The 12,007-nt window shown below is 63.8% G+C and carries 10 protein-coding genes; 5 read left to right on the plus strand and 5 right to left on the minus strand.

Annotation, left to right across the window (positions count from 1 at the left end; all coding sequences use genetic code 11):
- Positions 1 to 32: 32 nt before the first annotated feature.
- Positions 33 to 527: a GNAT family N-acetyltransferase gene (locus Tal182_RS06760; RefSeq protein ID WP_064801253.1), complete on the minus strand. Its 495-nt coding sequence runs from the start codon at positions 525 to 527 to the stop codon at positions 33 to 35.
- A 278-nt stretch (positions 528 to 805) separates the two neighbouring features.
- Here Tal182_RS06760 and dmeR point away from each other — a divergent pair, with 278 nt between their 5' ends.
- The 3 genes from dmeR to bla all read left to right on the plus strand — a co-directional run bounded on the left by dmeR (position 806) and on the right by bla (position 3,142).
- On the plus strand, positions 806 to 1,078 hold the full coding sequence (dmeR, locus tag Tal182_RS06765; protein WP_085858819.1) for a Ni(II)/Co(II)-sensing transcriptional repressor DmeR: 273 nt from the start codon (positions 806 to 808) through the stop codon (positions 1,076 to 1,078).
- Positions 1,079 to 1,097: 19 nt separating this feature from the next.
- Positions 1,098 to 2,087 carry a CDF family Co(II)/Ni(II) efflux transporter DmeF gene (gene dmeF, locus Tal182_RS06770; protein ID WP_085858821.1) on the plus strand — a complete coding sequence of 330 codons (990 nt, stop codon included), beginning with the start codon at positions 1,098 to 1,100 and terminating at the stop codon, positions 2,085 to 2,087.
- Between the two features lie 149 nt (positions 2,088 to 2,236).
- Positions 2,237 to 3,142 carry a class A beta-lactamase gene (bla, locus tag Tal182_RS06775; RefSeq protein ID WP_085858823.1) on the plus strand — a complete coding sequence of 302 codons (906 nt, stop codon included), beginning with the start codon at positions 2,237 to 2,239 and terminating at the stop codon, positions 3,140 to 3,142.
- 28 nt (positions 3,143 to 3,170) lie between these two features.
- Here the strand turns inward: bla and Tal182_RS06780 are convergent, their stop codons facing one another.
- Entirely contained in the window at positions 3,171 to 3,410 is a 240-nt protein-coding gene (locus Tal182_RS06780; RefSeq protein ID WP_064809906.1) for a DUF1127 domain-containing protein, read from the minus strand.
- A gap of 175 nt (positions 3,411 to 3,585) precedes the next feature.
- Here Tal182_RS06780 and Tal182_RS06785 point away from each other — a divergent pair, with 175 nt between their 5' ends.
- Positions 3,586 to 5,592, plus strand: a complete 2,007-nt coding sequence (locus Tal182_RS06785) for a BTAD domain-containing putative transcriptional regulator (RefSeq protein ID WP_085858825.1) — start codon at positions 3,586 to 3,588, stop codon at positions 5,590 to 5,592.
- A 25-nt stretch (positions 5,593 to 5,617) separates the two neighbouring features.
- On the opposite strand, the gene Tal182_RS06790 is transcribed toward Tal182_RS06785, so the two are convergent.
- Positions 5,618 to 7,957, minus strand: coding sequence for a glucose/quinate/shikimate family membrane-bound PQQ-dependent dehydrogenase (locus tag Tal182_RS06790; RefSeq protein ID WP_085858827.1), 2,340 nt, complete (start codon positions 7,955 to 7,957; stop codon positions 5,618 to 5,620).
- A gap of 140 nt (positions 7,958 to 8,097) precedes the next feature.
- Positions 8,098 to 9,600: a protein adenylyltransferase SelO gene (locus Tal182_RS06795; protein WP_085858829.1), complete on the minus strand. Its 1,503-nt coding sequence runs from the start codon at positions 9,598 to 9,600 to the stop codon at positions 8,098 to 8,100.
- Positions 9,601 to 9,860: 260 nt separating this feature from the next.
- On the opposite strand from Tal182_RS06795, the gene Tal182_RS06800 reads away from it, so the two are divergent.
- Positions 9,861 to 11,318: an MFS transporter gene (locus Tal182_RS06800; protein WP_085858831.1), complete on the plus strand. Its 1,458-nt coding sequence runs from the start codon at positions 9,861 to 9,863 to the stop codon at positions 11,316 to 11,318.
- 35 nt (positions 11,319 to 11,353) lie between these two features.
- Here the strand turns inward: Tal182_RS06800 and Tal182_RS06805 are convergent, their stop codons facing one another.
- Entirely contained in the window at positions 11,354 to 11,878 is a 525-nt protein-coding gene (locus Tal182_RS06805) for a DUF1697 domain-containing protein (protein ID WP_085860870.1), read from the minus strand.
- Between the last annotated feature and the right edge of the window lie 129 nt (positions 11,879 to 12,007).

Raw genomic sequence — 12,007 nt, forward strand, 5'->3', positions numbered from 1 at the left:
CGTAACAACAAAGACTTAGACCCGCAACGCGGTTAAGCGATCGACTGCATGTAACGCATGCCGGTCACCGGCCTCGGCGTGAAATCCATCTGTTCGTAGAAGCGGTGGGCGAGCACATTGCCGGTCGCGGCGCTGACGGAGAGGTAGCCGCAGCCGGCATTGCGCGCCGTCTCGCGGGCGCGGTCGACGAGCAGCTGGCCGGTGCCGTGGCCGCGATGGCCGTCGCGCACGAAGAGATGGTGCAGGTCCATGCCCCGTTTGCCTTCCTGCGCCCTGTAGAGCGGCACGAGAATCGCATAGCCGATCAGCCCTTCGCCGGTTTCGGCGACAAGCGCGGTGATCCACGGCAGCGGGCCGAACAAGTCGCGCTCCAATTGCTCCGGCGTCGCGGCGGCCGCATCGCCGTGATGGGCAGCAAGCAGGGCGATCATCTCGTTGAGCTCGGGCAGATCGCGCGGCTTGGCGGCGCGGATCGTCACTACCGATGGGCGCATCAGTGAGATTTCGCTGTCTTCAATTTCGGTCATGGTCTTCGCGTCCTTTGATAATCTGCCGTCAGGACGCTGCCGATACAACAAAGCCGCCTGACGGCGGCTTGTTGACAATATGATCTGTCCGGCCGCCCTTTACAGGTACAGCCAAAAATACGAGCGGCTCTGGTGCACGTTTTTGATCATGGAGCATCCATCGCCGCAAACGCGGCATTTGTCAATGGCGTGAGCGCATGACGCTGAAACATGTCAGACCCTTGAATCCAGCCGAGAGCCTCAATAGGATACCCCCCTATGCTACACGAAGGTCTGCGATGTCTCACACCAGCCTGCAGAAGAAGAAGCTTGTTGCCCGCGTCAGCCGCCTGAAGGGGCAGCTCGAAGCAGTCGAGCGGGCGCTCGAGGCTGAACGCCCCTGCGGCGAAATCCTGCAACTGCTCGCCTCCATTCGGGGCGCGCTGACCGGGCTGACTGGCGAGGTTCTGGATGATCACCTGCGCGAGCACGTGCTCAATGCCGAGGACGACAGAGCCCGGGGCGAGGCGGTCGAAGAAATATCTGAAGTGCTGAGAACCTATATCCGCTGATGAGAGAAGGACCCTGGGAATGAATGCCGGGATCGGGAAAGTCGAAGTGAAAACCCTCGAACACGATCATGTGTTCCTCGGCGCCGATCATCTGCGCAATGAGCGGCGTGTCTGGCTGGTGATTGCGCTGACGACGGTGATGATGGTGGCGGAAATCGCCGCCGGCACCGTCTACGGCTCCATGGCCCTCGTCGCTGATGGCTGGCATATGTCCACCCATGCCAGCGCTCTTTTGATTTCCGCGCTCGCCTATCTCTTTGCCCGCCGGCAGGCGCGCAATCCGCGCTTCACCTTCGGCACCGGCAAGCTCGGCGATCTCGCCGGCTTCGCCAGCGCCATTGTCCTTGCCCTGATCGCCTTGCTGATGGCCTGGGAGAGCCTTCTGCGCCTGTCCAATCCGGTGCCGATCGGCTTTGCCCAGGCGATCGCCGTCGCCGTCATCGGCCTTGCCGTCAATCTCGCCAGCGCCTGGCTGCTGGCGAGCGGCGGTCATGCCGCGCATGCTCATCATGCGCACGCGAATGGGCACCACGCGCATCACCACGGCCATGGCAGCCACGGCGACCATGCCCACCACGGCGAGACCGGCGACAACAATATCCGCGCCGCCTATCTGCATGTGATGGCCGATGCTCTCACGTCAGTGCTCGCCATCGCGGCACTCACTCTCGGCAGCCTCTATGGCTGGCTCTGGCTCGATCCCATCATGGGCATCGTTGGCGGCCTGGTGATCGCCAACTGGTCCTGGAGCCTGCTGAAATCATCCGGCGGCGTCCTTCTCGACGTCGTGCCCGGAGGCGAGACGCTGCCCAGCGAAATCCGCCGGGCGATCGAGACCGAGGAGGATCGGATCACCGATCTGCATGTCTGGCAGGTCGGCCCCGGCAATCATGCGGCAATCGTCGCCGTCGTCACCTCGCAGCCGCGCGACCCGGCCTTCTACAAGGGCCGGCTTTCAGCGCTGGAAGAATTGTCGCATGTGACGGTCGAGGTCACGTGCGCCGCCTGATCGGCTGCGGTGGAGCACGAAATCGCCGCCACCCAACAAGGCTGCAGCGGCTGACAACAAGTTGCAGCGGCTGACAACAAGTTGCAGCGGGGACGAGATGCCGCCGCAATCGGTCCTTAGCTCTATTCTCCGAATCGTCGGAGGAATTCATGGATCTCAGCCTTACCCGCCGCACGCTGATCGGCACGGCACTCTGCCTGCCTGCTTTGGGCCTGTCCACGCTGGCGCTTGCGGCCAATGCACAGGAAACTGCCGGGGAGGGCGACGACAATATCGAGCATCGCTTGGCCGCGCTGGAAAAACGCACCGGCGGACGTCTCGGCGTCTCGGTGCTCGACACCCAGACGAGCATTTCCTTCGGCTATCGCGGCAGCGAGGCCTTTCCGATGTGCAGCACCTTCAAGGCGCTGGCCGCAGGCTTCGTCCTTGCCCGCGTCGACAAAGGGCAGGAGAGCCTCGAGCGGCGGGTGACCTATGGCAGGGACAAACTCGTCGACTATTCGCCGCTCAGCGAAAAACACGCCGATACCGACGGCATGACGATCGCCGAACTCTGCGAGGCGGCGGTGACGGTCAGCGACAACACCGCCGGCAACCTGCTGCTCGAGAGCTTCGGCGGCCCGCCGGCGCTGACCGACTGGTTGCGCTCGATCGGCGACGGCACGACCCGTCTCGACCGCACCGAACCGACACTGAACGAAGGCCGGAAGGAGGATCCGCGCGACACGACGGCACCCGACGCGATGCTCGATACGCTTGGCAATCTGACGCTCGGCTCAGTGCTTGCCGAACCCTCCTCGGAGAGACTGATCGCCTGGCTGGTGGCAAGCACAACAGGCAAGGAGCGGCTGCGGGCCGGCCTGCCTCAGGACTGGAAGGTCGGCGACAAGACGGGTACCGGCCAAAACGGCTCCCTCGGCGACATCGCCGTCATCTGGCCGCCCGACCGCGGCCCGATCGTCGCGGCCGTCTATATCGCCGAGGCGACCGCGCCGGTGAAGGATCTCAACCCGATCTTTGCCGAAGTCGGCAAGATGATCACCGAGATGGTGTGACGCCGGAAATCGCTTCAGCAGCAATCGATTACCGCATCGACATCAAGTTCGTGATCAGACCCGCTTTGATGTCGAGCACCGGCCGATTGGCCTCCGGGTGACCGATGTCTCTCAGCTGATAGGGTGTCAGCTCTGCCAATTGTCTCCGACTCGCGACCGCCCGTTGCCATGTCCTCAGGGCAGCCAACAAAATCGTTATGACGTTCATGAGACCAGCCATCCGCCTTGTCGGCGCGCTGACGATGGTCTGTGTTTCCGTATGGGCCATTTTCCGATCTCCCATCTGTGATGTGTGGGTGGAAATCTGCCATGCGGGCGTTTTCGGCCTGTTCGGCTGAGCGTGAAAGGAGAAGAAAACTTCGATACGCCGCCGCTAAATCGGTGTTAAATCCGTCTTCCCAAATGTTATTCTGCCAGCGGCGGTCCAAAGCTGGAGGCTTTCTGTGCGCATCAGGTTGCTAGGCGGTCTCGAGGTTACCTCCGGAGAAGACCGGCAAGTCCGCTTCGCCACGCGCAAGGCGTCGCTGCTGTTTGCGGCCCTGGCCCTGGCAGGCCGCCGCGGCTGTCGCAGGGAGGTGCTTTCCGAAGTCTTCTGGCCGGCACGAAGCGATGAGCAGGCCCGCAATAGTTTGCGGCAGGCGCTGGTCGATATCAGGCGGTCGTTCCCGGCAGGCAGTGACGCCACCGCCTATATCGAAGGGGATCAGGAGACCGTGGCGCTGATTGTCGCTCCTGCTGAAGTCGACATTTCACTCTTCGACCGGAAGCTGGGGACGGGCTCGAGCGCAGATCTCGCCTCCGCGGCGGATCTCTACCGCGGCGACCTGCTTGAAGGCGAGTCCATTCCGGATGAGTTGGGTGAGTGGTTCGCACCTTACCGGAGCACATATCAGCGCAAGGCGCTGCAGCTCGTGGAACGTTTGAGCCTTGCCCTCTTGGAACCAGGCTCCGCGGAAGAGTTGACCTGTGAAGGACTTGCCGAGAGACTTCTCGCCTCCGACCGCACGGCGGAGGCTGCCCACAGGGCGCTGATGCGGATCCACACTCTCCGCGGCCACGAGAACATGGCCTTGCGCCAGTTCGAGACCTGCCGAGCTCTCCTGAAGAAGCATTTGGATGTCGAACCCGAAGCGGAGACGTCGTCCCTGGCCGCCTCGCTGCAACCGCGGCAGCGATCCGGTGATCCGCGGGCCACGCCCGCAATCGAGTTGCCGCTGCAGAGCTTCTTCGCTCCGGCGAAACATCATGATCGGCCATCCCTCGCGGTGCTGCCGTTTCAGAATTTGAGCGGCGATGCGGAACAGGAATATTTTGCCGACGGCATCGTGGAGGATATCACCATCGCTCTCGCGCAATTCCGCCACCTCTATGTCATCGCCCGCAATTCGAGCTTCACTTACAAGGGGCAGGCCGTCGACATAAAGCGGGTCGGGCGCGAGCTGGACGTGGATTATGTGGTCGAGGGGAGCGTGCGCCGCGCGGGTGACCGGCTTCGTATCGCCGGACAACTCATCGACACCTCGACCGGCGCGCATCTCTGGGCAGACCGTTTCGACGGGACGCTGGCGAACCTGTTCGATCTGCAGGACCAGGTCGCATCGAGTATTGTCGGCGCAATAACCCCGAAGGTGGAGGAGGCGGAGATCGAGCGCGCCAAACGCAAGCCGACCGAAAGCCTTGACGCCTATGACTATTATCTCCGTGGGCTGGCGGCCTTCGACCGGACGGTGACCAACAGATCGGTCGTCGACGAGGCCTTGCGGCTGTTCATGAAGGCGATCGAGCGCGATCCGGATTTTGCCATCGCCCATGCCCGGGCTGCGCGCTGCTACGCGACCCGCAAGAGCAATGGCTGGATGGTCAATCCCGCCAGCGAGATTGCCGAAGCGACCCGACTGGCGAGAAGAGCCGTTGAACTCGGCTGGGACGATGCAGTCGCGCTCTCCTACGGCGGATATGTGCTCGGTTATGTCGGTGGCGACCTCGATGACAGCGCGGCTTGTATCGATCGCGCTCTCTTCCTCAACCCGAACCTGGGCGCTGCGCTCGGCGTCAGCAGCTGGGTGCGAGCCTGCCTGGGCGAGCCGGACATTGCTATCGAACACGCCGCCCTCGCCATGCGCCTGAGCCCCTTGGATCCGCGCCTGTTTGCCTGGCAATTCAACACCGGGCTGGCTCACTTCTGTGCCGGTCACTACGACGATGCCGCCGCCTGGGCGGCAAAATCCCTGCGTCACCAGCCAAACTACCCGAGCGCGATACGCGTGATGGCGGCCGGCCAAGCCATGGCCGGGCGGAGCGCGGAAGCAGGGGAAACGATTGCGCGCCTGCGCCTGCTGGATCCGGCGCTTCGGCTTTCGAATCTCGCCGACATTCTCCCACCGTTCCGGCGACCGGATGACCGCAACCGCTATATAGAGGCCCTTCGTATGGCGGGGTTGCCGGAGTAGGCATGCGGCGAAGGAGACCTCGCCATCACGGCAGCGTATAAGCAATCACATAATCACCGGGCTTGGTGCCGACCGAGCCGTGGCCGCCGGCGACCATGACGACATATTGCTTGTTGTCGTCGGTCGTATAGGTCATCGGCGTTGCCTGGCCGCCGGCCGGAAGGCGTGCCCGCCAGAGTTCCCGCCCGTTGGTCACATCATAGGCGCGCAGGTAATTGTCGACCGCAGCACCGAGGAAGGCGACGCCGCCCTTGGTCAGCATCGGGCCGCCGATGCCCGGCACGCCGACCTTGAAGGGCAGCGGCAGCGGCGTCATGTCGTGCACGGTGCCGTTCTTGTGCATATAGGCGATCTTGCCGGTGCGCAGGTCGACGCCGGCGACATAGCCCCATGGCGGCGCCTGGCAGGGGATCTGCATCGGCCCGAGGAAGGGGCCCATGAAGACGCCGTAAGGGGCGCCGTCATTGCGGTTCAGCCCCTGTTCGCTGCCCTTCTCGTCCTGGCCTCGCGGCGGAATGTCGGCGGCCGGCACCAGGCGCGAGGTGAAGGCGAGATAGGTCGGCATGCCGAACATGATCTGCCGCTCGGGATCGACCGCCACCGAGCCCCAGTTGAAAGTGCCGAAATTGCCGGGATAGACGATCGTCCCTTTCAGCGACGGCGGCGTGTAGCGGCCCTCATAGCGATAGCGGTGGAAATCGATGCGGCAGAGGAGCTGGTCGAACAGCGACACGCCCCACATGTCCTTTTCCTTGAGCGGCTCGGGCGAGAAGGTGAGGTCGGAGATCGGCTGCGTCGGCGACGTATGATCGCCCGTGACCGCGCCGCCGGGCGCCGGAATTTCCTTGACCGGGATGATCGGCTCGCCGCTGCGCCGGTCGAGCACATAGAGATCGCCCTGCTTGGTGGGGCCGATGAGGGCGGGAACCACGCTGCCGTCAGGCTTGGTCAGGTCGATGAGCGCCGGCTGCGCCGGCACGTCCATGTCCCAGAGGTCGTGATGCACCGTCTGGCGCACCCAGCGCAGTTGGCCGCTGGCGATATCGAGCGCGACGATCGAGGAAGAGAATTTCTCGACATTGTCGCTGCGGTTGATGCCGAGCTGATCAGGCACCTGGTTGCCGAGCGGGATGTAGACCATGCCGAGCGCCTCGTCGACGCTGAAGACCGACCAGCTGTTCGGCGAGTTGGTCGTGTAGGTCTGGCCTGCGGCGATCGGCGTCGTCACGTCGGGTTTGCCGGAATCCCAATTCCAGATCAGGGCGCCGGTCTTGATGTCGAAGGCGCGGATGACGCCGGATTGCTCCTCGGTGGAATAATTGTCGTTCACCGCCCCGCCGACGATGATCTTGCCGGCCACCGCCACCGGCGGCGAGGTGGAATAATAATAGCCGGCCGGATTGAAGCGCATGCCGGTTTCCAGATGCAGCACGCCCTGATCGGCAAAGCCGGTGCAGACCTTGCCGTCGGCCGCATCGAGGGCGATCAGCCGGGCGTCCGAAGTCGGCAGATACACGCGTTCGGCGCAGGGCTGGCCGGCGGCGACATCAGGATCGGCGTAATAGGTGACGCCGCGGCAGGTCTGGTGCTGCCGGTTGGGGTTCATGCCGGAATTGGCGTCGTATTTCCATTTCTCCTTGCCGGTCTTGGCGTCGAGCGCGATCGCCCAGTTATGCGGCGTGCAGAGATAGAGCGTGTCCTTCACCTTGAGCGGCGTCACCTGATAGGTCGTCTCGCTGATATCCTCCGGCCGCTTGACGTCGCCGGTCTGGTATCGCCACGCTTCCGTCAGCGTCGAGACGTTCCCGACATTGATCTGATCGAGCGGCGAGTAGCGCTGGCCGAAGGGCGTGCGGCCATATTGGTGCCATTCGCCATCCGGCACGCTGCCGCCGAAAGCCGGATTGGCGGCGACCGCATCCTTCGGCAGATCGCCGGCCAGATCATGCGGATCCGTCGTCATCGAATAGACGGCGACGAGGATGGCGAGAATGACGGGCACGGCGAGCGGCCAGGGATTGGCGCCGTAGACGATGCCGGTTGGGCTGCGAAAGCCGAGCGGCCGGCGGATCCAGGGCGTCAGCAGCCAGAGCCCGAGAAGAATGATCACCCCGCCGCGCGGGCCCAGCTGCCACCAGTCGAATCCCACCTCCCAGATCGCCCAGGCGAGTGCGGCGACGACGAGCACCGCATAGACCCAGAGCGCCACCGCCTTGCGCATCAGCAGCAGCGCTGCGGTGACGAGGAACATCAGCCCGGCAAACAGATAGAAGACGCTGCCGCCGAGCGTGACGAGCCAGAGCCCGCCGCCGCCGAGCGCAACCCCGATGATGATGAAGAGAATGGAGGTGATGACGAGCGCCATAAGGCTGTCTCCCGCGTGGGTTAGCCGGGTGGGAACGGCGGGAAAAGGCCCGCCGGTCAGGCAGATAGAGCGAGGGAGATGCCTTTCAACGGCCGCATTTGCCGCAGCCGGGCGTCACGGTACGGTTGTATTGAAGCCGCTTACGTCCCGCAGAAAGTCTGCAGCACCCGTTCCTCCGGCTTCGGCGGCTCCATATAGGCGGCCAAATCCGGCTGGTCTTCGTAGGGCTTCGACAGCACGGTGAGCAGCGCCTCGAACAGCGAGAAATCGCCGTTCTCGACCGCCGCCTCGATCGCCTGTTCGACCCGGTGATTGCGGGGAATGAAGGCTGGGTTGACGCGGCGCATGGCGCCGGCGCGTTCGACCGGCGTCTGCGGATCGCGCGACAGTCTCTCGCGCCACTGCATGAGCCAAGGGCGACAGGCCTCCGGCTCCTGGAAGCTCCCGGCAAAGGCAGGCTCTGCATCGTCGTTGCCGGCAAGATCGGAGAGTCGCCGGAAGGCCAGGGTGAAATCGGCGCCCTGTGCCTGCATCAGTGAGAGCAGCGCTTGAACCAGCTCGAGATCGCCATCCTCTTGCCCGGCAAGGCCGATCTTTGCCCGCATGCCGGCCAGCCAATGCGCCTGGAACCGCTCGCCATAGGCGCGGATCACCGCATTGGCCTTGTCGACCGCCTTGTCCGGTTCGGTATCGATCAGCGGCAATAGCGTTTCGCCGAGCCGCGCAAGGTTCCACTGGCCGATGGCCGGCTGATTGGCATAGGCATAACGGCCGTGCTGGTCGATCGACGAGAAGACGGTTGCCGGATTATAGGCATCCATGAAGGCGCAGGGACCGAAATCGATCGTCTCGCCGGAGATCGTCATATTGTCGGTGTTCATCACGCCATGGATGAAGCCAACATGCAGCCAACGGGCAATCAGCGCAGCCTGGCGCTCCGAAACTGCCTCGAACAGGCGGAGATAGGGTGCCTCGGTCTCCTTCAGCGCGGGATAGTGCCGCTCGATCACGTAATCGGCGAGCGCCCGAACACCGTCCGTGTCGCCCCGTGCCGCGAAATACTGGAAGGTGCCGACCCTGATATGGCTTGCCGCGACCCGGGTGAAGACCGCACCCGGCAGCACTTCTTCGCGGTAGACCGGTTCGCCCGTCGTCACCGCCGCCAGCGCCCGCGTGGCGGGAATGCCGAGCGCGAACATCGCCTCGCTGATGATATATTCTCTGAGCACCGGCCCGATTGCGGCCCGGCCGTCGCCGCGACGCGAAAAAGGTGTCGGCCCCGCGCCCTTCAGCTGGATGTCGAAGCGCTTGCCGTCGCGGTCGACCACTTCGCCGAGCAGGATCGCCCGCCCGTCGCCGAGCTGCGGCGAGAAGCCGCCGAATTGGTGCCCGGCATAGGCCATCGCCAGCGGCTCGGCCCCTTCGGGAACGAGATTGCCGGAAAAGATCGCCGCGCCGTCGCGGCGCAGTGCCTCGACGTCGAGCCCGAGCTCGGCGGCCAGCGGCTCATTGAGCTTGATCAGCCATGGCTCGGCCACCGGCGTCGGCGTTTGCGGCGCAAAGAAGCGCTCGGGCAAGCCGACATAGCTGTTGTCGAACGGAAAGGCCGCACCGGACCGGATTTTCTGCGGGGTCGAGGTCATTGTTCATAGGTAGGGTCGGGGTGCCCCGCGCGCAAGCCGGTCTTGCGCGCCGGATCCATCGGCCGTCACGCAGATCGCGCCGATGCAAGGAATCGTGATCCGCTTTTACCTCTCGTCAAAGCTGCTTTGCCATAAAGGACATAGCCCCGCCATGATCTCGGGCGTATAGCAGATCGTCTCCCCTTGGCCTTGCGCCATGTCATCCCCGCGGCCTTGCTGCTTCCTCTGCTCCGCCGCGCCACCGCGAGTGATTCCGCACGATGTCGGATCAGATTTACCAGGCGCCGATGGTTCGGCGCGCCGCGCCCAATTTTCGGGTGATCGCGATGATCGTCGCGAGTGCGATGCTGATGGAAAATATCGACGCGACCGTGCTGGCGACCGCGCTGCCCACCATGGCGCGCGATTTCGCCGTCAGCGCCCCGGCCATGTCGATCTCACTGACCTCCTATCTCCTCAGCCTGGCGATCTTCATTCCGGCCAGTGGCCGGATCGCCGACAGTTTCGGTTCGCGCACCGTCTTCCGCGCCGCCATCGCGGTCTTCGTCATCGGCTCCATTCTCTGTGCGCTCGCACCGACGCTGCCCTTCCTGGTGCTGGCCCGGCTGCTGCAGGGCATGGGCGGCGCGATGATGATGCCGGTCGGCCGGCTGGTGCTGATGCGCAGCGTCGCCCGCAAGGATATGGTCAGCGCCATGTCCTGGCTGCTGGTGCCGGCGCTGATCGGTCCGATCGTCGGTCCGCCGCTCGGCGGCTTCATCGTCACCTATCTCGACTGGCGCTGGATCTTCTACATCAACGTGCCGATCGGCATCATCGGCATGATCTTCGTCTCGATCTACATCGACGAGGTGAAAGGCAAGGCCACCGGCCCCTTCGATACGGTCGGCTTCATCCTCTCGGGCATTTCGCTCGGCTCGCTGCTCTTCGGCTTCGAAATGTCGAGCCATGACGGCGAGGGCGCCTTCTCGATCTTCCTGATCGCTGTCGGCCTGCTCTTCGGCATCGGCTATTTGAGGTATGCCCGCCGGCATCCGTCGCCGATCATGGATTTTTCACTGATGAAGGTGCCGAGCTTCGGCACCTCCGTTATCGCCGGTTCGCTGACGCGCATCACCCAGGGCGCCCAACCTTTCCTGCTGCCGCTGCTGTTCCAGATCGGCTTCGGCCTTTCCGCCGCCGCAGCCGGCCAGATCGTCATCGCCACCGCGCTCGGCGCGCTCGCCATGAAGCCGATGGCGCGGTTCGTCTTCAGCCGGCTCGGCTTCCGCAGAAGCCTCGTTCTCAACGGCATCCTCGGCACGGCTGGTTATGCCCTCTGCGCCGCCTTTCGGCCGGATTGGCCGATGCCGCTGATCTTCGTCGTCCTGGTGCTCAGCGCCTTTTTCCTGTCGTTCCAGTTCACCGCCTACAACACCATCGCCTATGACGAGATCGAAAAGGAGCGGATGAGCTCGGCCACCAGCTTCTACACCACTTTCCAGCAGCTGATGTTGTCGCTCGGAATCTGCATCGGGGCCTTGGCGCTGCACGGTTCCATGGCCTTGTCAGGCACCGAAACGCCTGATCTCGGCGATTTCTCCGCCGCCTTCGTCGTCGTCACCCTCATCTCGATCACCGCTACCGTCTGGAACCTGCGTTTCTCGCCGACAGCAGGCGAGGAGATCAGCGGCTATAAGGCCAGACGCACGAAGGTGCCTGGAGAAACAAAGGCTTGACGCGCGTCGCTTGAATCAAATTCTGCGCGTCGCACTCAGTCCTTGTTCTCCATGTCGGCCGCCATGTCCGCGAGCTTGCGCACGGTGTTGAGATTGCGCGAGGTCCCGGGCTTCAGCGCCGGCAGCTTCAGCTTCGAGCGGCCGGATCCATTCGGATAATGCACATAGATCTCCCGGCCGGTGAGCTTCGCCTCCTCGCCATCGGGCGCCGCCATTTTATCAAGCGCATCGGCGGGCGGCTTTTCGGGCAGGAAATAGACGAGCAGGAAGTTCGGCTTGGCGTCCGGGAAGGGCGCGTTGGCGGCAATCGCGTCGAGCTCTTTCCGGCTGCGCACCATCACGCCCGGGCGCTTGCCCATCTTCTGTCCGAGCGCCTCGTCGAGCTTTTCCTCAAGGGTTTTCTCGGCTTCATCCGAGCGGAACAGCACATTGCCGCTCTGGATGTAGGTTTTCACGTCGGTAAAGCCGAGACCTTCGCAGATCGCCTTGACTTCAGCCATCGGCAGCGAGCCGGTGCCGCCGACATTAACGGCGCGGAGGAGGGCGATATAGACGGGCATTTCTGTCTCCCTTGACCTTGTGCCGTGCGGCACCCCCTCTGCCCTGCCGGGCATCTCCCCCACAGGTGGGGAGATTGGCTGGGGGCGATGGCTTCCCCAAACAATCAGCGTTCAGCACGGCGAAACACT

It is taken from the genome of Rhizobium sp. TAL182, from assembly GCF_002117725.1.
GTDB lineage: Bacteria > Pseudomonadota > Alphaproteobacteria > Rhizobiales > Rhizobiaceae > Rhizobium > Rhizobium esperanzae.